Source organism: Agromyces kandeliae (genome assembly GCF_009674665.1).
Lineage (GTDB): Bacteria > Actinomycetota > Actinomycetes > Actinomycetales > Microbacteriaceae > Agromyces > Agromyces kandeliae.
Map to the genome: position 1 here is coordinate 122,547 of NZ_WKJD01000002.1, position 19,805 is coordinate 142,351.

The 19,805-nt window shown below is 73.6% G+C and carries 16 protein-coding genes; 5 read left to right on the forward strand and 11 right to left on the reverse strand.

The window, feature by feature from the left end; genetic code table 11:
- Positions 1 to 181: 181 nt before the first annotated feature.
- Positions 182 to 1,951, forward strand: coding sequence for an ABC transporter ATP-binding protein (locus tag GJR97_RS00625; RefSeq protein ID WP_154344623.1), 1,770 nt, complete (start codon positions 182 to 184; stop codon positions 1,949 to 1,951).
- Positions 1,952 to 2,102: 151 nt separating this feature from the next.
- Here the strand turns inward: GJR97_RS00625 and arfA are convergent, their stop codons facing one another.
- From arfA to GJR97_RS00650, 5 genes are all read right to left on the reverse strand, one after another.
- On the reverse strand, positions 2,103 to 3,638 hold the full coding sequence (gene arfA / locus GJR97_RS00630; RefSeq protein WP_154344624.1) for an arabinosylfuranosidase ArfA: 1,536 nt from the start codon (positions 3,636 to 3,638) through the stop codon (positions 2,103 to 2,105).
- Positions 3,639 to 3,736: 98 nt separating this feature from the next.
- Complete coding sequence (locus GJR97_RS00635) at positions 3,737 to 4,627, reverse strand: sugar phosphate isomerase/epimerase family protein (RefSeq protein WP_154344625.1); 891 nt, start codon at positions 4,625 to 4,627, stop codon at positions 3,737 to 3,739.
- On the reverse strand, positions 4,624 to 5,859 hold the full coding sequence (locus GJR97_RS00640) for a DUF993 family protein (RefSeq protein ID WP_154344626.1): 1,236 nt from the start codon (positions 5,857 to 5,859) through the stop codon (positions 4,624 to 4,626). The genes GJR97_RS00635 and GJR97_RS00640 overlap by 4 nt, the downstream gene beginning before the upstream one ends.
- Positions 5,860 to 5,861: 2 nt before the next feature.
- Positions 5,862 to 7,061 (reverse strand): Gfo/Idh/MocA family protein, encoded by a 1,200-nt coding sequence (locus GJR97_RS00645; RefSeq protein ID WP_154344664.1) that lies wholly within the window; start codon positions 7,059 to 7,061, stop codon positions 5,862 to 5,864.
- A 314-nt stretch (positions 7,062 to 7,375) separates the two neighbouring features.
- Positions 7,376 to 8,419, reverse strand: coding sequence for a LacI family DNA-binding transcriptional regulator (locus GJR97_RS00650; RefSeq protein ID WP_154344627.1), 1,044 nt, complete (start codon positions 8,417 to 8,419; stop codon positions 7,376 to 7,378).
- A 183-nt stretch (positions 8,420 to 8,602) separates the two neighbouring features.
- Here GJR97_RS00650 and GJR97_RS00655 point away from each other — a divergent pair, with 183 nt between their 5' ends.
- Both GJR97_RS00655 and GJR97_RS00660 read left to right on the forward strand, forming a co-directional pair.
- Positions 8,603 to 9,952 (forward strand): Gfo/Idh/MocA family protein, encoded by a 1,350-nt coding sequence (locus GJR97_RS00655; RefSeq protein WP_154344628.1) that lies wholly within the window; start codon positions 8,603 to 8,605, stop codon positions 9,950 to 9,952.
- A 100-nt stretch (positions 9,953 to 10,052) separates the two neighbouring features.
- Positions 10,053 to 11,114, forward strand: a complete 1,062-nt coding sequence (locus GJR97_RS00660; RefSeq protein WP_195760569.1) for a DUF2510 domain-containing protein — start codon at positions 10,053 to 10,055, stop codon at positions 11,112 to 11,114.
- 8 nt (positions 11,115 to 11,122) lie between these two features.
- On the opposite strand, the gene GJR97_RS00665 is transcribed toward GJR97_RS00660, so the two are convergent.
- From GJR97_RS00665 to GJR97_RS00685, 5 genes are read right to left on the reverse strand one after another with little or no spacing between them, the layout of a single operon-like run.
- A complete protein-coding gene (locus GJR97_RS00665; protein WP_154344630.1) occupies positions 11,123 to 12,292 on the reverse strand; it encodes an MFS transporter in 1,170 nt (389 codons plus the stop codon).
- An 8-nt stretch (positions 12,293 to 12,300) separates the two neighbouring features.
- Positions 12,301 to 13,839: an aldehyde dehydrogenase (NADP(+)) gene (locus tag GJR97_RS00670; protein WP_154344631.1), complete on the reverse strand. Its 1,539-nt coding sequence runs from the start codon at positions 13,837 to 13,839 to the stop codon at positions 12,301 to 12,303.
- Positions 13,836 to 14,948, reverse strand: a complete 1,113-nt coding sequence (locus GJR97_RS00675; RefSeq protein ID WP_324612935.1) for a mandelate racemase/muconate lactonizing enzyme family protein — start codon at positions 14,946 to 14,948, stop codon at positions 13,836 to 13,838. The genes GJR97_RS00670 and GJR97_RS00675 overlap by 4 nt, the downstream gene beginning before the upstream one ends.
- On the reverse strand, positions 14,945 to 15,946 hold the full coding sequence (locus GJR97_RS00680) for a 5-dehydro-4-deoxyglucarate dehydratase (RefSeq protein WP_154344633.1): 1,002 nt from the start codon (positions 15,944 to 15,946) through the stop codon (positions 14,945 to 14,947). Before GJR97_RS00680 ends, GJR97_RS00675 begins: the two co-directional genes overlap by 4 nt.
- Positions 15,943 to 16,863, reverse strand: a complete 921-nt coding sequence (locus GJR97_RS00685; protein ID WP_154344634.1) for an NAD-dependent epimerase/dehydratase family protein — start codon at positions 16,861 to 16,863, stop codon at positions 15,943 to 15,945. The genes GJR97_RS00680 and GJR97_RS00685 overlap by 4 nt, the downstream gene beginning before the upstream one ends.
- 197 nt (positions 16,864 to 17,060) lie before the next feature.
- On the opposite strand from GJR97_RS00685, the gene GJR97_RS00690 reads away from it, so the two are divergent.
- Positions 17,061 to 18,089 carry a LacI family DNA-binding transcriptional regulator gene (locus GJR97_RS00690; RefSeq protein ID WP_154344635.1) on the forward strand — a complete coding sequence of 343 codons (1,029 nt, stop codon included), beginning with the start codon at positions 17,061 to 17,063 and terminating at the stop codon, positions 18,087 to 18,089.
- Complete coding sequence (locus GJR97_RS00695; protein WP_324612936.1) at positions 18,086 to 19,180, forward strand: M24 family metallopeptidase; 1,095 nt, start codon at positions 18,086 to 18,088, stop codon at positions 19,178 to 19,180. Before GJR97_RS00690 ends, GJR97_RS00695 begins: the two co-directional genes overlap by 4 nt.
- Before the next feature lie 17 nt (positions 19,181 to 19,197).
- Here GJR97_RS00695 and GJR97_RS00700 read toward each other — a convergent pair whose 3' ends face one another.
- Positions 19,198 to 19,713 carry a DUF6326 family protein gene (locus tag GJR97_RS00700; RefSeq protein ID WP_154344636.1) on the reverse strand — a complete coding sequence of 172 codons (516 nt, stop codon included), beginning with the start codon at positions 19,711 to 19,713 and terminating at the stop codon, positions 19,198 to 19,200.
- Positions 19,714 to 19,805: the final 92 nt, after the last annotated feature.

Sequence of the window (19,805 nt, forward strand, 5' to 3'; positions counted from 1 at the left end):
GGTCGACCCCTCCGGGTGCCACCGTCATCGTCGGCGGTGGCATGGGCCATGTTCCTCCTTAACGCTGGAGTCCCCAACAAATGTTGGTAACGCTTCCGTAACTCCCTCCGATCATGGGAGAGAGCGCTCCCAGCGGACGCGCGGCATGGCGGCGGACGACGATCGACGCCAGAATGGACGAATGCATGGGCAAGCGCTTTCCCGAATCGAGCACGCCATCGACGGTCGACGACCGGGACGCTCCGTGCTGCGTCTGCTCGGCATGCACCGGCGCCGGGTCGCGGCATCCGTCTTCTTCTTCGCCCTCAAGGACACGCCGCTGTGGCTCATGCCCGCGGTCACCGCGCAGATCATCGACGTGGTCGTCGCCGGTGGGCCGCTGCGCGAGCTCGCCCTGTGGGCGGGCATCGCGATCATCGCGCTCCTGCAGAACTACCCGAACCACGTGATGTACACGAAGCTCTTCATGGGCGCCGTGCGCGACGTCGGCCGGGATCTCCGCAACGCGCTCGCCGCCCGGCTCCAGGCCCTGTCGATCGGCTTCCACACGCGCTCGAATTCGGCGATCGTACAGACCAAGGTCGTGCGCGACGTCGAGAACATCGAGGTCATGCTGCAGCAGACCGCGCACCCGTTGCTCTCGGCGACCATGGTGCTCCTCGGCGCCATCGTGATGACCGCGGTCAACGTCCCGCAGTTCCTGCCGGTCTACGCGCTCGCGATCCCGCTGGCCGTGCTGCTCCGCGCCATCCTGAACCGACGCAGCCGCGTGCGCAACGAGCGGTTCCGGCTCGAGGTCGAGCAGTTCTCCGCACGCGTCGGCGAGATGGCGACGCTGCTGCCCATCACCCGGGCCCACGGGCTCGAGCACGTCGCGGTCGACCGGGTCGCGATCGGTGCCGAGGGCGTGCGATCCGCCGGCCTCCGCCTCGACCTGCTGAACGGGCGCTTCGCCTCGCTGTCATGGGTGACCCTGCAACTGCTGGGGGTCGGATGCCTCGTGCTCGCCGCCTGGATCTCGATCGCCGGATGGCTGCCGATCACGGCGGGGCAGGTGGTGCTGCTGAGCTCGTACTTCGCGCTGCTCACCTCCGCGGCGACCGGGCTGCTCATGCTGCTCCCGATCGTCGCCCGCGGCACGGAGTCGATCCGATCGATCGCCGAGGTGCTGCAGGAGCCCGACCTCGAATTCAACGAGGGCAAGCGGGCCGTGGAGCACGTGGTCGGCGGCATCCGCCTCGACGGGGCCGAGGTGCGGTACGAGTTCGGCGAGCCTCCCGCGCTCGACGGCGTCGACCTCGAGATCCGCCCGGGCGAGACCGTCGCGTTCGTCGGCTCGTCGGGGTCCGGCAAGTCGACGCTGCTGAACCTCGTGCTGGGATTCCTCCGACCCACGCGCGGGCGCGTGCTGCTCGACGGCGTCGACATGGAGGAGCTCGACCTCCGCACCTTCCGCCGCTTCGTGTCGGTCGTCCCGCAGGAGTCGGTGCTCTTCGAGGGCACCATCCGCGACAACATCGTCTACGGCCTCGGCGAGGTCTCCGACGAGCGCGTGCTCACGGCGCTGCGCGACGCGAACGCCCTCGAGATCGTCGAGGCGCAGCCCGACGGGTGGGACACCGTCGTCGGCGAACGCGGTGCACGGCTGTCGGGCGGCCAGCGACAGCGCCTGTCGATCGCCAGGGCGCTCGTGCGCGATCCGCGCGTGCTGCTGCTCGACGAGGCGACGAGCGCGCTCGACCCGGCCTCCGAGGCGAAGGTGCGCGACGCGCTCGGGCGGCTCATGGGCGGCCGGACCACGCTCGTCGTCGCGCATCGGCTGTCGACCATCCGCTCGGCCGACCGGATCGTCGTGCTCGAGCGGGGCCGTGTCGTCGAGGTCGGGTCGCACGACGAGCTCGTCGCCCGCGGCGGGCGATACGCCGAGCTGCACCGGGTGCAGTCGGCGTAGCGCCCGCCGCGGTCAGGCGACGGGCGCGTGAATCGAAGGAGATCCGCCGGCGCGGACGGCGTGTCGGACCGGGCGGCCGGCGTGTCGCGCGAGGACTCCTTCGACCCGAACGACGACGCCGGGGAGGGACGGGCGGCTCGGCGGCTCTCGCCTACGCGAGTCGGGCCGCGAGGCGCACCAGGGCCCACGACTCCGGCGGAAGCGGCACGGTCGTCGTATCGCCTGCGGTCGAGACGCCCCCGAGCGGGCGCGGTGCGGCGGCCGCGCCGCGTGCGGCGAGGTCGGCCGCGGCATCCGTCGACGACGCCCCTCGCACGTTGTCGTCGGCGACGACGACGCATGCCTCGACGAGGGCCGCGTCGGCGAACCCGAGGTGCCGGACCGCCGCGTCGACCGGCTCGGCGGTGCGGTTCACGAGGATCGCGACGAGCGAGCCCGCCTCCGCGTCCCACGTCAGGGTGGCGGAGACGCCGGCGACCTCGCCGTGCTTGTCGGTCGCGAGCGCAGGCCCCTCGACGCGGGCGTCGAGCGTCACGCCGCGCGCGTGCGCGGCGGTGAGCGCGATCGGATGGAACGTGGTCTGCTTCCACGCGGCGCCGCCCGGCTCGGTGAGCATCGGTGCGATCACGTTCACGAGCTGCGCCAGGCACGCCACCGCCACGCGATCGGCGTTGCGGACCAGCGTCGCGAGCAGGTCGCCCGCGACGACCGCGTCGAGGCCCGAGTACACGTCCTCGATGAGCCGCGGCTCCTCGAGGAGGGCGAGGTTGTCCTCGCCCGGGAACTCCGAGATGTACCAGACGTTCCACTCGTCGACCGACAGCTTCAGACGCTTGGTCGAGTGGCGGCGTGCGGCCACCGCATCGGCCGTCGCGACGACCTCGTGCATGAAGGCCTCGAAGGATGCCGCGGAGCCGAGGAAGGACGCCCGGTCGCCGCCCTGCTCCTGGTAGTACGCGTGCACCGAGATGTAGTCGACGTCGTCGAACGTGTGCTCGAGGACCACGCGCTCCCACTCGCCGAACGTCGGCATCTCGCGGGACGACGACCCGCACACCACGAACTCGATCGACGGGTCGACCCGCCGCATGGCCTGCGCGGCCTGGCTCGCGAGCTTGCCGTAGTCCTCGGCGGTCTTGTGCCCGATCTGCCACGGACCGTCCATCTCGTTGCCGAGGCACCAGAGCTTCACGGCGTAGGGCTCCTCGGCGCCGTTCGCACGGCGGCGGTCGCTCCACGAGGTGCCGCCGGGCACGTTGCAGTACTCGACGAGGTTCGCCGCGGCATCCGCCCCCCTCGTGCCCAGGTTCACCGCCATCATCGGCTCGACGTCGGCCCTGCGCGCCCAGCGCATGAACTCGTCGGTGCCGAACAGGTTCGGCTCGATCGTGCGCCACGCCAGGTCGATGCGGGTCGGGCGCTCCTCGACGGGGCCGACGCCGTCCTCCCAGAAGTAGTTCGAGACGAAGTTGCCGCCCGGGTAGCGCACGAGGCTGGTCCCGAGCTCGCGGGTGAGGTCGATGACGTCCCCGCGGAAGCCGTCGGCGTCGGACGTCGGGTGCCCCGGCTCGAAGACTCCGGTGTAGACCGCGCGGCCGAGGTGCTCGACGAACGAGCCGAAGATGCGGCGATCGATCTCGCCGACGACGAACGAGGGGTGGGCGGTGATGCGGGCGGTCTGCGTCATGGCTCTCTCAACTGCAGTCTGATACGCGAGGCTCCACGAAGTGTCGCATCCCTTCCGGGCAGGCGACACTCCGTGGATACTCGGGGGCGGTCGTGGCCCTAGCGGGACGGCACCTCGGCGGGCGCCGTCGCGAGGTGCGGTGCGACCGCCCGGTCGAAGGCGGCCGCGGTGCGTGCGACGACGTCGGCGTACGGTGTCGCCCAGATGTCGGCGTTGAAGAGCTCGACCTCGATGTCGCGGTCGTACCCGGTCGCCTCGACGGCCCTCGTGAAGGCCGCGAAGTCGATGACGCCGTCGCCGGGGTAGTGGCGGGCCAGCAGCACGTCGGCGGGCAGCGGGGTCTTCCAGTCGCACACCTGGTAGCTCGCGATACGGCCCTCGAGCCCGGCGCGCGCGACCTGGTCGAGCACCTCCGGGTCCCACCAGACGTGGAACGTGTCGACCTCGACGCCGACGGTCTCCGGGGCGAACGGCGCGGCGAGGTCGAGCGCCTGCTTCAGCGTCGACACCACCGCACGGTCGGAGGCGTACATCGGGTGGAGCGGCTCGATCGAGAGCTGCACTCCCGCGGCCGCGGCATCCGGAACCAGTTCCGCCAGGGCGTCGGCCACGCGGGCCCGCGCGCCGATCAGGTCGTCCGACCCCTCGGGCAGGCCGCCCGTGACGAGCACGAGCACGGCCGTCGAGCCCGGCGCGCCCGCGCCGGCGAGCGTCGCGGTCTCCTCGATCGCGCGGCGGTTGTCGTCGATCGACGCGCGCCGCTCGGCGCCCTCGGGCATGGTGAAGAAGCCGCCGCGGCAGAGGCTCGTGAAGCGCAGCCCCGAGTCGGCCAGGCGAGCGGATGCCTCGGCGAGGCCGACCTCGGCGACGGGCTCGCGCCACAGGCCGATCGCCTGGTACCCGCCGGCGGCGGTCACGTCGAGCGCCTCCTGGAGCGACGCGTGCTTGATGGTGGCCTGGTTCAGCGACAGCCGGGGGTGCGCGCTCATGCGGGGACCGCCTCGGAGGACGGTGCCTCGACGGCGGCGTCCGCGGGAGTCGCCGACGCGGCATCCGTCACCGTCGTGTCGACGCCGTTGATCGTGAGCAGCTCGTGCCAGCGTGCGGCCGCGAGCTCGGGGCGCTCGAGGGCGCCGGAGCCGTTCGCGAGCTCGACGATGCGCGAGAGGTGCGGGAGGCTGCGCGCGGCGTGCAGGCCGCAGACCATCTGGAACGCGGACTGGTGGCCGTTGAGCCACGACAGGAACGCGACACCGGTCTTGTAGTAGTACGTCGGTGCGGCGAAGACCTGGCGCGAGAGCTCCTCGGTCGGGCCGAGGATGCGTCGGTACTCGTCGACGTCGTCGCGGTCGAGCGCCTGGATCGCGGCCGACGCGTTCGGCGCCAGGGCCGCGAACGCGCCGAGCAAGGCGTCGGAGTGGCCCTCGTCGTCGCCCTCGATGAGCCCGACGTAGTGGAAGTCGTCACCCGTGAACATCCGCGCGCTCGCCGGGAGGCGGCGACGCACGGCGATCTCGGCGTCGGCGTCGAGGAGGCTCATCTTCACGCCCCGGACCCGGTCGCGGTTCGCCTCGATCACCTGGAGCAGCGTGCCGGCCGCGACCTCCGTGTCGGTCGACCCGAAGTAGCCCTCGAGCGCCGGGTCGAACGCGGTGCCGAGCCAGTGCAGCACGACCGGTGCACCCGCCTTGGAGAGCACCTCGCGGTAGACGCGTCGGTAGTCGTCGGCGTTCTGCGCGACGCGCGCGAGATGGCGGCTCGCCATGAGCACGGCGCCGGCGCCGGCGTCCTCGGCGTGGTGGAGCTGCTCCGCGTAGGCGTCGATGACCTGCTCGAGGGAGACGACCTCGTCGTCGAGGTGGTCGGTGTTCACGCCCACGACGACGCCGCCGCCCACCGACGCCGCCTCGGCGGCGCTGCGCGAGATGAGCTCGCGGGTCGCGGCGGCGTCGAGCCCCATGTTGCGCTGAGCGGTGTCCATGGCGTCGGCGACGCCGAGGCCCCACGACCAGACGTGGTGGCGGAAGGCGAGGGTCGCATCCCAGTCGATCTCCGCCGGCCGACCCGGCGTGTTGTCGGCGTGCGCCTTCGGCACGACGTGCGCGGCGGCGTACGCGACGCGCGATGCGAGCGGCTTCCGCGGCTTCGCGAACGCCGGCGGTGGCGCGAGCGGGACGGCGCGGGTCGCGCCATCCGCCCCCAGCAGCGTGAGCGTGGTCATGGTCAGTGCGCCCCCGTCAGCTCGCTCGTCTCGTCGGTGCCGGATGCCGCGGCGTCCGCCGGCTCGACGCCGCCGTCGAGCGCGACCTCGGGGACGTCGATGCGACGGCCCGTCCTCGACGACTCGAGGCCGAGCTCGGCGAGGAGCATGCCGCGGGCGCCCGCGAGGAAGTCGTACGCGTTCGGGGCGTCCTCGACCACGTGGCGGATGAAGTCCTCCCACTGGGTCTTGAAGCCGTTCTCGAACTCCTCGGTGGTGGGCACCTCGATCCAGTCCTGCGCGTAGTCGTGCTCGTCGGCGAGGTCGGGGTTCCACACGGGCTTCGGGGTCGCGTTGCGCGGCTGGATCTTGCAGCCGAACAGGCCGACCACGGCCGAGCCGAGCGTGCCGTCGACCTGGAACTCGACGAGCTCGTCGCGGTTGACGCGCGTGGTCCAGCTGGAGTTGAGCTGCGCGGTCACGCCGCCCTCGAGTTCGAAGATCGCGTACGCGGCGTCATCCGCCGTCGCGGTGTACCGCTCGCCCTTCTCGTCGACGCGCTCGGCGATCTCGGTGACCGCCTTCGCGTAGACGGACTCGACGCGGCCGAAGGTGTTCTCGAGCACGTAGTTCCAGTGCGGGAACATGTCGACGATGATGCCGCCGCCGTCCTCGGCGCGGTAGTTCCAGCTCGGGCGCTGCGACGGGTGCCAGTCGCCCTCGAAGACCCAGTAGCCGAATTCGCCCCGGACGCTGAGGATCTTGCCGAAGAACCCCGAGTCGACGAGGCGCTTGAGCTTCTGCAGGCCCGGGAGGTAGAGCTTGTCGTGCACGACGCCGTTCTTGACGCCGGCGTCCTGGGCGAGGCGGGCGAGCTCGAGCGCCTCGGCGTAGCTCTCGGCGGTCGGCTTCTCGGTGTAGATCGCCTTGCCCGCTGCGATCGCCTTGGTGATCGCCTTCGCGCGGGCCTTGGTCACGAGGAAGTCCGCGTACACCTGCCAGCGGTCGTCGGCGAGGGCCTCGTCGAGGTCGGTCGTGAAGTGCTCGATGCCGTGCTTCGCGGCGAGTTCGGCGAGCTTCTTCTCGCTGCGGCCGACCAGGATCGGCTCGACCTGGACGCGGGTCTCGCCGTCGGCGAGGAGCACGCCGCCCTGCTCGCGGATCGCGAGGATCGAGCGCACGAGGTGCTGGCGGTACCCCATGCGGCCGGAAACGCCGTTCATGATGATGCCGATGGTCTGCGGGGTGGTCTCGTCTGCCACGGTGGTTCCTCTTCGGTGCCGGGAGCGGGAGACGGGCCGGGACCTGGTGCCGGCCGCCGCGCCGCTGCGGGAAAGCGTTTACCCGAGTGTAGGACACCGTGGCGCGCTCGCGCAACACCCGGGCGTGCCGATCGGCCGACGGGAGGAGGTTCCGGTCGATGCCACGGCGTGTCGTCGGCGACACGCCGAGCGCGGCCGGGAACTTCCTCCCGACGGGCGCGCGGGTCCTGAGTCAGGGGCCCCGGGTCCGGCGGTCAGGGTGGGGGGATGCCGCGTCAGCGGCGGCGCGGCGTCGACTCGCGCAGCACGACCTCGGTGTGCACCGGGCTGTCGTCGACCGCGCCGACCTCGTCGAGCGCGAGTCGGAGCGCGCGGCGGCCGACCTCCTCGAGCGGGATCCGGACGGTCGTGAGGGGCGGGGTGACGTCGCGCACGGTGGGGATGTCGTCGAAGCCGGCGACCGCGACATCCGTGCCCGGGGTCAGGCCGGCGTCGCGGATGGCCGACATCGCGCCGACGGCCATGACGTCGTTTCCGGCGAAGACGAGCTCGATGCCGTCGAGGCCCTGCTCGATGAGCTGCGCCATGCCCTCGTAGCCGCCGTCGCGCGTGAAGGCGGCGCGGACGATGCGATCGAACGTGCCGCCGCCCGCCTCGAGGCCGGCGCGGAAGCCGGCGAGGCGCTCGTCGGCGGTGCGGATGCCCTCGGCGCCGGTGACCGCGGCGAAGCGCCGGTAGCCGAGGCCGATGAGCTCGCGCGCGAGGGCCTCGGCGCCGGCGCGGTTGTCGAGCTGCACGGCGCGGAACGCCCCGGTCGCGCTGCTCACGAATGCGACGCGTCCGCCGTTGGACTCGAACGCGCGCAGCTCGGCTTCGAGGGCGTCGTTGTTGGGGTCGCCCTCGCGACGCGACGCGGCGAGGATCATGACGCGCGGCCGCTGGCCGCGGAGCGTGCGGACGAGGTCGAGCTCGCGCTCCGTGTCGCGCTCGGTCGCGGCCATGGTGACGATGAGCCGCTCGCGGTCGGCCTCGCGGACGACGCCCGCCGCCATCTGCGAGAAGTAGGGGTCGGCGATGTCGGCGACCAGGAGCGCGACGGTCGTCGTGGTGCCGCGGGCGACCGCCTGCGCGGACAGGTTGGGGGAGTAGTCGAGCTTCGCGGCGGCCGCGAGCACGCGCTGGCGGTACTCCTCGTTGACCTTGCGCGTGCTGCCGTTCAGCGATCGGGATGCGGTGGCCAGGGACACGCCGGCCTCGCGGGCGACGTCGTGCAGCGTCGCGGGGGCGGTGCGCCGGGTCTCGACGGCGTCGTCGGTCATGCGTCCTCCGTATCCGTGAGCCACTCTCGCGAGGCTCTGGCAGGCGCCCAATGGTATCGCCGGGGGCGACGGATGCTGCGGCGTCGCGGCCGCGGGGCGCCCGGATGACGCAATGCTACCGTAGTGAGATAGCGCTTTCCCGAATCGTTCTGGCGGAAGGCACGACCAGCGAGCGGAGCAGCGATGGCGCAGCGGGAACGGTACGGACTCATCGGCGCGGGCAGCCGTGCCGGCATGTACATCGGCGCGATGAGCGGCACCGTGCTCGGCGCCGAGCGCGTGCCCGACGTCGCCGAACTCGTCGCGTGGTCCGACGTGAACCCGGGCCGCCTCGACGTCTACGAGCGCGAGGTGGTCGCCGCGGGGCATCCGTCACCCGCCCGCTGGGCCGTGGGCGACCTCGAGCGGATGATCGCCGACGAGCGGCTCGACCGGGTCGTCATCACGACGCCGGACTTCACGCACGCCGACTACATCGTGCGCGCGCTGCGCGCCGGCGCCGACGTCGTCGTCGAGAAGCCCCTGACGATCGACGCGGCGAGCGTGCGACGCATCGGGGCCGCGATCGCCGAGACCGGCCGCGAGGTCATCACGACGTTCAACTACCGCTACAGCCCGCGCAACTCCACGCTGCGGCGCGTGATCGCCGAGGGCCGCATCGGGACGGTCACGAGCGTGCACTTCGAGTGGGCGCTCGACACCGTGCACGGCGCCGACTACTTCCGCCGCTGGCACCGCGACAAGGCCAACTCCGGCGGCCTGTTCATCCACAAGGCCTCGCACCACTTCGACCTCGTCAACTGGTGGATCGGCGCCGAGCCGGTGCGCGTGTTCGCGAGCGGCGGCCTGCGGTTCTACGGCGCCGAGAACGCCGCAGCGCGGGGGCTCGGCAGCCGACCGGCACGGGGCACCGGCGCCGGCCCGGCGGGCGGGCCGTTCGCGCTCGACCTCGCCGCCGACGCGCGCCTGAAGGAGCTCTACCTCGACCAGGAGCACCACGACGGCTACCTCCGCGATCGCGACGTGTTCGACCCGGGCATCACGATCGAGGACAACCTGGCCGCGCTCGTCGACTACGACTCCGGCGCGACGCTCAGCTACTCGCTGAACGCGCACGCCCCGTGGGAGGGGTACCGCGTCACGGTCAACGGCACCGAGGGGCGCGCCGAGCTGGAGGTCGTCGAGCGCGGCGCCGTCCTCATCGGGGAGGACGGCCGCGTCGTCGTCGACCCGAGCATGCACCCCGACCACTCGGCCGTCGACGAGGTCCGACCCGACAGCGAGCGGCTGGTGCTGCAGCGGCACTGGGAGGGCGCCGAGGTGGTGCCGATCCCGGAGGGCGTCGGGAGCCACGGCGGCGGCGACGCCTACCTGCTGCAGCACCTCTTCGACCGGGTGACGGATGACGCGCCCCTCTGTCGCGTCGCCGGCTACGCCGACGGCGTGCGTGCGGTCTCGGTCGGCATCGCCGGGAACCGGTCGCTCGAGACCGGCGCGCCGGTGCGCATCGCGGACCTCGACCTGGGCGTCTGAGGCGCCGCCCGCGGCATCCGCTCGTCCCTCGGGCCGTCGCGAGGGCTCGTGGGGCTTAGTACCCGAGCGGATGCCCCGGGGTGCTGGGATCATCGCGACCATGAGCGATCCGACGAGCGCGCCTCCGGGCTGGTACGACGACGGGCGCGGACAGCAGCGGTACTGGGACGGGACGCAGTGGACCGAGCACACGGCGCCGCTGCCGGGTGCACAGGATGCGACGCGGCCCTACGACAGCGCGGCACTCGGGGCGGACTCGTCGCCCGGCTCCTCGCCGTATGCGGAGACGACGCCGTTCGCGGGCCTGCCGACGAGCGGTCCCGCCGCAGCAGGTGGCGCTCCGCCGGCGGACCACCCGGGCTACGCGGCCTACGGCGGTGCCCCCGGTGCCCCCGGCGTGCCGCCCGAGCCCGGCGGACCCAACGTCCTCGGCATCGTCGCACTCGTGATCGCGGCGATCGGGTTCGTCTTCGCGTGCATCCCCTTCGTGCAGGTCGTGGGGCTCATCCTCCTGCCGATCGCGTTCGTGCTCGCCATCATCGCCCTGTTCCTCAAGGGCCGGAAGTGGCCGGCCATCACGGGCCTGATCCTCTCGGTCGTCGGCGGGATCATCGGGACGATCGTGTTCGCGGTCGCCGCGCTCGGCGTGTTCGGGCAGATCGTCGACTCGGGAGTGATCCAGGACGAGATCGACCGCCAGCTCGAGGAGGAGTTCGGCGAGCCCACCGGACCCGCGAGCGAGGAGCCCGGCGAGGAGGCCGGCGAGGGCCAGGTGCTCGAGTTCGGCCAGACCATGGTGTGGAGCAACGGCGTCTCGATGACGGTCTCGGGGCCCGAGCCGTTCACGCCGTCCGACATCTCGGCGGGCGACGACCAGGCCGTGAACCTCGTCTTCACGCTCACGATCCAGAACGACTCGGGCGAGAACGTGCAGCCGGTCGTGTTCTCGCAGCTCTCGTCGGGCGGCACGGAGGCGTCCCGGATCTTCGACGTCGGCGCCGAGGGGGGTCAGGTCGGCATCCCGCCGACCACGGCGATCCTGCCGGGCTCGTCGATCACGTGGAACGAGGCGTGGTCGGTCGCCGATCCCGATTCGCTCACGATGCAGACGGCACCGTCGTTCGAGTACGAGGACGTGATCTTCACGAACGTGCCGCGGTAGGCGGGCGATCAGCTGCCGTCGATCGCGGGCGCGCCCCTCGGGTAGGCGAGCAGCATCGCGCCCGACGCGACCCAGACGACGCCGATCGCGACGATGAGCGCCTCGGCGCCGACCCCTGCCGCCAGTCCGGCCACGGCCGCGCCCGCTGCGGCGGCGGCCGCGCGGAGGCCCGCGCCGACCGTGAACACCTGCGACCGCAGGGCGGGCGGGCTCTGCTGCTTGCGGATGAGGAGCATGGCTGCCGCGCTCGGCGCGGTGAAGAGGCCCGAGGCGCCGATCGCGGCGATCGCCCACGCCGGGCCGAGGTCGAACGCGGCGACGACCGTGCAGAGGCCGGTCGCGGCGAAGCCCCACCCCATGACCCACTCCGGTGAGCGACGCGGCGGGCGGCGCGAGTTCCACAGCGCGCCGACCAGCCCGCCGACCGCGAACGACGTGACGATGATCGCGCCCTCGCCCGCGTCGCCGCTGCGGGCGACCGAGAGCGCGACCGCGGCGATCGCGAGCCCGCCCGACCCGAACTGGCTGAGCGTGCCGCTCCAGGTGATCACGGCCAGGGGGCGGTGCGTGGCGATGTGCCGGAATCCGGCGGCGATCGTCCCGAGGAACGACGGTCGGTCGTGGGCGGATGCCGCGGCCGGGCGCAGCCGCAGCGGGATCGTGCCGATCGCGCCCGCGAGCGCGCTCGCCGCCATGACGATCGTCGCGATGCGCGCCGACCCGAGGGCAGCGGCCGCGGCGACCACGGCAGGTCCGGCGACCGCGCCGAGGTTGTAGGCGAGCGCGTCGATCGCGTACGCGCGCCGCTCGTCGGGGATGCCCTCGGTGACGAAGCTCGACAGGCCGCCGAAGACGAACGGGGTGACGGTGCCCGCGGCGACGAGCGCGATCGCGACGGCCCACGCCGGAACCGGGCCGAGGAAGGCGGCGAACGCGTACGCGGCCGCGATCACGAGGCCCGCGCCGGCGACGAGCGCACCCGGGCGGCGGCTCCGGTCGAGCATCGCGCCGGCGATCGGGGCCGCGACGATGCTCGGGCCGAGGGCGGCGGATGCCAGGAGGCCGCCGACCGCGACGCCGACACCCTGCTCGACCGCGAGCACGGGGATGGCGATCGTGATGCCGCCGACCGCGAGTCGCGGCGGGGTCGCGGCGACGAGGTAGGTGGCGACGCCCACTCGGCGGCTCAGCCGGCGGCCGGCGCGTGCTCGGAGCCGCGCTCCGGCAGCACGAGCATCCCGTCGACCCGGCGGGGGATCCGGAGCGGGTTGGCGTCGCGGAGCTCGGGCGGCAGCGCGGCCTCCGGGGCGTCCTGGAACGCGATCGGCCGCAGGAACCGGCGCATGGCCGTCACGCCGACCGACGTGTGGATGGACGTGGTCGACGGCCACGGGCCTCCGTGCTGCTGCGCCCAGCTGACGGCCACGCCCGTCGGCCAGCCCGCGAAGAGCACCCGGCCCGCGATCTCCGAGAGGACCTCGACGATCGGGGCGAGCCCCTCGCCCGGCTCGGCGTGCACGGTCGCGGTCAGGCTGCCGCCGACGGCGCGGGCGGCGGCGAGGGCGTCGGCGACGTCCGCGTACTCGACGATCAGGGTCGACGGCCCGAAGCACTCGTGCAGGAGCGCACCGGGGTCGCCGACCACGGCGGCGGTCGTGGTGCGGAGTACGACGGGCGCACCCGTGCCGGGCTCCTGCGCCGTCGGGTCGCCGGCGACGACCTCGACGCCGTCACGACCCGCGAGGTCGGCGATCCCCGAGGCGAAGGCGGCGGCGATGCCGTCGGTGAGCATCGGCGCGGGGCCGGTCGATGCCGCGTCGAGCGCCGCACGCACGCGCTCGCCGAAGCCCGACCCGGCGGGCGCGAACACGACGCCCGGGTTCGTGCAGAACTGCCCGGCGCCGAGCGTGAACGAGCCGGCGAGGCCCGTCGCGAGCGCGTCGGCGCGGGCCTCGATCGCGGCCGGCGTGATGAGCACGGGATTCACGGCGCTGAGCTCGCCGTAGAACGGGATCGGGTCGGGGCGCTGCTGCGCGAGGTCGAAGAGCGCGCGTCCGCCGCCGAGGGAGCCGGTGAAGCCGACGGCCCGGATCTCAGGGTGCTGCACGAGGGCGACGCCCGTCTCGTGGCCCGTGACGTGGGCGAAGGCGCCCTGGGGCGCGCCTGCGGCGGCGAGCGCGTCGGCGACGATCTCGGCCGTGCGGGCCGACAGGCGCGGGTGCGCGGGGTGCCCCTTCACGATGACCGGGCAGCCCGTCGCGAGCGCCGAGGCGGTATCGCCGCCCGCGACCGAGAACGCGAACGGGAAGTTCGAGGCGCCGAAGACGGCGACCGGCCCGAGCGGGCGCAGCATGCGGCGTAGGTCGGGGCGCGGGGGGATGGTGGTGGCGTCGGGGTGGTCGACGGTCGCCTCGAGGTACGAGCCCTCGAGGACCGCGTCGGCGAAGAGGCGCAGCTGCGCGGTCGTGCGGGCGACCTCGCCGGTCAGCCGTGCGGTGCCGAGGCGGGTCTCCTCGTCGGCGATCGGCACGAGCTCGTCGCGCGCGGCGTCGAGTGCATCGGCGGCGGCGCGGAGCCACGCGGCGCGCTCCGCGGCCGTCGCGGCGGCCGTCACGGCGAACGCGCGGCGCGCGGCGGCGGCGACCCCGTCGAGCTCCACGCGCGTCGTGTCACCGGCCGGCGCGGGTGCGGCGGCGGTGCGTGCGGGTGCGGCGGTGTCGGTCATCGGTCCTCCGTGGGTGGGACGGATGCCGCGGCATCCGTCAGCTCGTTCGAGAAGCGTACGCCGAGGCCGGGCTGCCCGGTCGTCGATGCCGCGGCGCCGACGAGGGCCACGGGCGACGGCGCGGCGAGTGCGCCGAGCGCCTCGAACGACGCGTCCTCCACGGATTCGACGAGGTGCTCGCCGGGCAGGGCGAGGGCGAGCTGCGCGGAGAGCTCGAGCAGCAGGTGCGGCGCGAGGCCGACGCCGCGCTCGGCGGCGAGGTCGGCGATGCGGAGGAACGGCGTGATGCCGCCGACCCGGACCGCGTTCGGCTGCACGAGGTCGACCGCGCCGGCGTCGATGAACTCGGCGAAGCGGTAGCGGGTGTGCAGGTTCTCGCCGAGCGCGACCGGCACCTCGATGCGACGCCGCAGCTCGACGTGGGCGGCGAGGTCGTCGGCGCGCAGCGGTTCCTCGATCCAGGTGAGGTCGAACGCGGCGAGCTCGTCGATCGCGCGCTCGGCCTGCTCGAGGCTCCAGCGCTGGTTCGCGTCGATCATGAGGCCGCGCTCGGGCCCGAGCACGTCGCGGACGGCCGCCAGGCGCTCGATGTCGCGCGCGAGGTCGGGGCTGCCGACCTTGACCTTGACGGCGTCGAACCCCGCCTCGACCCACCGCGACGCTTGCGCGACGAGCTCGTCGCGCGAGTAGTGCAGGTTCACGCCGCTGCCGTAGACCGTCGCGGTCTGGTGGTGCCGGCCGATGAGGTCGGTCAGCGTCACGCCGGCCCGCCGGCCCGCGAGGTCCCACAGCGCGAGGTCGAGCCCGGCCATCGCGATCGTCGTGATGCCGCCGCTGCCGCCCTCGTGCAGGTGCGCCCAGAGCGGGTCCCACAGCGCGGATGCCTCGGCTTCGCGTCCGAGCGCGAAGTCGCGGAGGTCGTGGTCGAGGTGCGCGCGCACCGCCGCGGCGCCGATGGTCGGCGTCCACGAGAAGCCCCGGCCGACCGCGCCGTCGGAGTCCTCGACCTCGACCTCGACCACCGACAGGTCGCGCACGTCGGGCCCCCAGGGTCGGCGCAGCGGGATGCGGATCGGGCGCGTCGCGATGCGCGCGATGGTCGCGGTCACCGGGACGCGGCCCCCGCGGCATCCGCCATCGCCGTCGACGGGCAGGCCGACCCTGCGGGGCGCGTGCCGCCGAGCTCGACGAGCGCGAGCCCGCAGTCGAGGATCGCGGCGAGCCGCGCCTCCTGCTCGGGGGTCGGGTCGACGAGCGGCGGACGCACCGAGCCGACGGGCAGGCCGCGCCTGCGCAGCCCCGCCTTGATGAGCGACACCCCGAAGCCCGGTGTCTCGTCGCGCAGCCGCACGAGCGGCGTGTAGAACTCGCGCAGGAGCGTCATCCGCGTCGTCTCGTCGCCGTCGACGTACGCCCGGTAGTGCAGCGCCGCGAGCTCGGGGATCATCGCGAACGCGGCCGACGAGTACAGCGGGATGCCGATGCCGCGGTAGGCGCCCTGGCTGAGCTCGGCGGTGAGCAGGCCGTTGAAGAAGGCCCAGTCGTCGCGGCCCGCGGCCTCGGCGGCGAGCACGATCTCCTGCGCGAGGCCGATGTCGCCCGTGCCGTCCTTGAACCCGACCACCTTCGGGTTCGCGGCCAGCCGGGTGATCGCGTCGGCCGTGTACCGTGCGGTGCCTCGGTGGTAGACGATGACGGGCAGGTCGGATGCCGCGGCGACCGCCTCGACCCAGGCGACGAGCCCGTCGGCGGTGCCCGACACGAGGTACGGCGGCAGGAGCAGCAGTCCGTCGGCGCCCGTCTCGGCCGCGCCGTGCGCGAGCTCGATCGCGTGGCCGAGCGGCCCGCCGGCGCCGGCGATCACGGGCACGCGCCCGGCGACGACGTCGACGCTCGTGCGCACGACGTCGATCGCCTCGCCCGCCGAGAGCGCGTGGAACTCGCCCGTCCCGCAGGCCGGGAACACGCCGCCCGGGCCGAACGGCAGGCGCGTCTCGAGGTGCTCGCCGAGCACGTCGAGGTCGACGCGCCCGCCGGCGTCGAACGGGGTGACGGGGAAGAACAGCACGCCGTCGAAGTCGAGGCGGGCGGTGGGGGTGGTCGTCATGCGGTCCTCGTTCCGGTGGTGGGTGCTGGGGCGGATGCCGCGGCGGCGGCGAGCTCGGAGCGCCAGTCGCGGCTCGGCGACCAGCCGAGGCGGACGCGCGCCTTCGCGATCGAGAAGACGGGCGCGGTGCCGACGAGGGCGTCGGCGGCGGGGCCGAGGGCCGGCGCGAATTCGCGCCACAGCTCGGAGACGGGGCGCTCGGCGAACGCGTCGGCGGCGCCGACGAAGAAGCCCTCGCCGTCGATCGCCTCGATCGGAGCCCCGAGCCACGCGTCGACGAACGCGGCGACGTCGCGGGCGTCGACGTAGTTGAACAGGCTGACCGCGGCCAGGGCGGGATCGGCGAGCCGTTCGGCGACGGTGTGCCCCTGCTGGGTGGGTGCGCCCGCCCACTCCTCGGGCGAGATCACGTAGCAGGGGCGGAAGGACCCGTACGCGCCGGCGGCGGTGCGCGCGAACATCCGCACGGTCTCCTCGATCACGACCTTCGACAGTGCGTAGGCGTTCGCCGGGGCGAGCGGGTGCGCCTCGTCGATCGGCACCGCGGCGGCGCGCCACGCGGGGGAGGAGTAGCCGACGGGCGTCGGGCTCGACGCGGCCAGGACCCGGCCGACGCCGGCGGATGCCGCGGCCGAGAGCACGTCGTGCGCGAGCGCCGTGTTGGTCAGCAGGATGTCGCGCTCGGGAGCGCTGAACGGCACGGCGATGCCGGCGAGGTGCACGAGCGCGTCGGGGCGGAGGTCGGCGAGCGTCGCGGCGGCGGCGCCGGGCGCACCGAGGTCGATCGTCCGCTCGTCGACGCCGTCGAGCTCGGCCGGCGCGCGGTCGAGGCCGACGACCTCGTGCCCGGCGGCGGCGAGCCCGGTCGCGAGCGACCGTCCCAGGCGGCCGGACGATCCGGTGACGACGATGCGCATCGCGGCTCCAGTTCACGCAAGTGAGAAATCGGTTTCTCGCCGAGAGCCTAGGCGAGGTGCGGGTATCCGGGCAAGCCGGGGGCTACACTGAGGAACCGATTTCCCGAAGCCTCGCGCTCCGGGAGTGACGGCCCGATCGGCCGACGAGCACGACGCCGGCGCGCACGCGGCGCGTCGCGGCATCCGGGGAGGGAACCATGGGCGAGCGCAGCAGGGGCGTGACGATCTCGGACGTCGCCACGCACGCGGGGGTGTCACCGGCCTCCGTCTCGCGCGTGCTGAACGGCCGCACGAGCGTCGATCCCGACATCGTGCGGAAGGTGCAGGCGTCGATCGCGACGCTCGGCTACGCGCCGAGCCTCGTCGCGCGCAGCCTCGTGCACGGCCGGAACACGACCGTCGCGATGGTCGTGCCCGACCTCGAGAACCCGTTGTTCCAGGGCATCCTCAAGGGCCTCAGCGTGTCGGCGGCCGCCGACGGCTACCGCGTGCTCGTCGCCGACACCGCCGAACGCGTCGACGACGAGGAGGCGATCGCCATCGAGGCACGCCAGCGCTGCGATGCACTCGTGCTGTGCGCGCCGCGCCTGCCCGAGGCGAAGCTGCGCCGACTCGTCGAGCGCGTCGCCCCGGTCGTCGTCGTGAACCGCCCCCTGCCCGACCTCGACGTGCCGATCGTCGGCGTCGACTACGTCCGGGGCATCCGCGACCTCGTCGACCACCTGGTCGGTCTCGGGCACCGGCACCTCGCGTACGTCACGGGCCCGGAGACGAGCGCCTCGAACGCGGAGCGACTGCGCGGCGTCGACGAGGCGCTCGCGATGCATCCGTCCGTGCGGATCGACTGCATCCCGGGCGGGTCGCGACCGGAGGACGGCGAGGCGGTCGCCGGCGCCGTCGTCGAGGCGCACCGCGCGGGCGTCACGGCCGTCATCGCGTTCAACGACCTCGTCGCGCTCGGGCTGCTCGCCCGGCTCCGGGAGCTCGGCGTCGACGTGCCGGGCGAGCTGTCGGTCGCGGGCTTCGACGACGTGCCGATGGCGCGGTACGCGACGCCGCGCCTCACGAGCATGTCGGTGCCGCGCACCGAAATCGGGGCGCAGGTGTGGGTGCGGCTGCGCACCCTGATCGGCGGGGGACCGGCCCCGCACACGGTGCTGTACCGTCCCCGGCTCGAGGCTCGAGAGAGCACGGCGGCTCCGGCGGGCGTCGAGGTCTCGACGTGAGCGGGCTCGTGCCCGCGGCATCCGCCCTCGGGACCGATCGTGCGGCGAAGCGCGCACGCATGCTCGACCTCCTCGATCGACGCGGCGCCTCGGCGGTCGTGCTCCGTTCGCACAGCGCGGTCGCGTGGATCCTCGACGGGGCGCGCACGCATGTCTCGCTCGCGGGCGACCCCGTCGCCGCGGTCGTCGTGCGGCGAACCGGCACCGAGCTTCGCCTGTTCGCGAACGAGGCCGATCGGTTCCTGGCCGAGGAGCTGGGGGACCTCTCCGACCTCGAGGTCGTACGCGTGCCGTGGCACGAGCCGCTCGTGCCGTCGAGCCTCGACGCCTCCGACGCCCTCGACGCCCTCGACGAGGCGAAGGTGGCCGTCGACCTGCGCGCGGCCCGCGCGTCGCTGCTGCCCGCCGAGCTCGCCCGCTACCGAGCCCTGTGCCGCGAGGTCGCCGCGGTGATGACGGATGCCGCGCTCGCCGCGTCGCCCGCCGACTCCGAGCTGGCCGTGGCCGCTCGCCTGTCCGGCGACCTCGCCGCGCGCGGGATCGACCCGCTTGTGACCCTCGTCGCCGGACGCTCGAGGCTGGCCCACCGGCATCCGCTGCCCACCGACGCACCGCTCGGCGACCGGGCGATGCTCGTCGTCTGCGGTCGCCGCCACGGCCTCATCGCGAACGCGACCCGATGGGTGCGCTTCGGCCCCGGCGACCCGGCCGAGTCGGATGCCACGCGCCGCATCCTCGAGGTCGAGGCCGCGTTCCTCGCCGCCACCGTTCCCGGTGCGAGCCTCGCCGACGCCTTCGCGGCCGGCACCGCCGCGTACGCCCGGCACGGCTTCGACCCGCACGAATGGACGCGGCACCACCAGGGCGGTGCGGCCGGCTACGCCGGCCGCGACCCGCGCGTGGTGCCCGGCACTCCCGACGTCGTGCAGCTCGGCCAGCCGTTCGCGTGGAACCCGACCGCGGTCGGCGCGAAGGTCGAGGACACGGTGCTCGTCGGCGCCGACGGCATCGAGGTGCTCACCCACGACCCGCGGTGGCCGGCCGTCGCGGTCGCCGGGCGCGATCGGCCGGCCGAGTTGCGGCGGGGGTGACGCCGCCGTGCAGGGCTTCACTCCGTCGGATCCTGCACGGGAACCTCCCGTCGAAGGTCCTGTCGACGGTCGATCGCCGCGGGATCGGCTGGGACGGCGGAGGTTCGGGGCCAGGTCCAGGCGGAGCGCAGGATGAAGGCCAGGAGCAGCAGCTCGACTCCGATGGAGAGGGCGTAGAAGGAGGCCCAGTCCCAGGACTCGCCGACCGCGTTGAACACCGTCACGGGGACGTACAGCGATGCCACGACGAGGTTCGCGGCGCGGTTCACCCGGGCGGGGAGCGCCGTGGAGAGCACCACCATCAGGGCCGGGATCGCGATCAGCGCGAGGAACGCGGTCATCAGCGCCGGGCTGACGTCGAACTCGAAGACGACGCCGACCAGGATGTCGTCGATGGTTCCGGGCTTGTAGAGGTGGTAGTAGTCGACGTAGATGTACAGGAACATGAAGCTGGTCCATGCGGCGGCGAGCTTGGCCTGCACGGGGATCGGCGGGGTGTCGAGCATCTTCGGGGTGTCCGTTCGGAGGGTCATCGGTTCTTCCTGGTTCGTGGAGCGGTCCGTCCGCCGGAGTGGCGGCACGTTCTGGGCGTGCATGCGCACGGGTGGGGTCGTACTGTTCGGTC

Coding starts and splice junctions, on each gene's coding strand:
- GJR97_RS00625 (WP_154344623.1), top strand. CDS start 182: ATGCATGGGCAAGCGCTTTCCCGAATCGAGCACGCCATCGACGGTCGA.
- arfA (WP_154344624.1), bottom strand. CDS start 3,638: ATGACGCAGACCGCCCGCATCACCGCCCACCCCTCGTTCGTCGTCGGC.
- GJR97_RS00635 (WP_154344625.1), bottom strand. CDS start 4,627: ATGAGCGCGCACCCCCGGCTGTCGCTGAACCAGGCCACCATCAAGCAC.
- GJR97_RS00640 (WP_154344626.1), bottom strand. CDS start 5,859: ATGACCACGCTCACGCTGCTGGGGGCGGATGGCGCGACCCGCGCCGTC.
- GJR97_RS00645 (WP_154344664.1), bottom strand. CDS start 7,061: ATGAACGGCGTTTCCGGCCGCATGGGGTACCGCCAGCACCTCGTGCGC.
- GJR97_RS00650 (WP_154344627.1), bottom strand. CDS start 8,419: ATGACCGACGACGCCGTCGAGACCCGGCGCACCGCCCCCGCGACGCTG.
- GJR97_RS00655 (WP_154344628.1), top strand. CDS start 8,603: ATGGCGCAGCGGGAACGGTACGGACTCATCGGCGCGGGCAGCCGTGCC.
- GJR97_RS00660 (WP_195760569.1), top strand. CDS start 10,053: ATGAGCGATCCGACGAGCGCGCCTCCGGGCTGGTACGACGACGGGCGC.
- GJR97_RS00670 (WP_154344631.1), bottom strand. CDS start 13,839: ATGACCGACACCGCCGCACCCGCACGCACCGCCGCCGCACCCGCGCCG.
- GJR97_RS00680 (WP_154344633.1), bottom strand. CDS start 15,946: ATGACGACCACCCCCACCGCCCGCCTCGACTTCGACGGCGTGCTGTTC.
- GJR97_RS00685 (WP_154344634.1), bottom strand. CDS start 16,863: ATGCGCATCGTCGTCACCGGATCGTCCGGCCGCCTGGGACGGTCGCTC.
- GJR97_RS00690 (WP_154344635.1), top strand. CDS start 17,061: ATGGGCGAGCGCAGCAGGGGCGTGACGATCTCGGACGTCGCCACGCAC.
- GJR97_RS00700 (WP_154344636.1), bottom strand. CDS start 19,713: ATGACCCTCCGAACGGACACCCCGAAGATGCTCGACACCCCGCCGATC.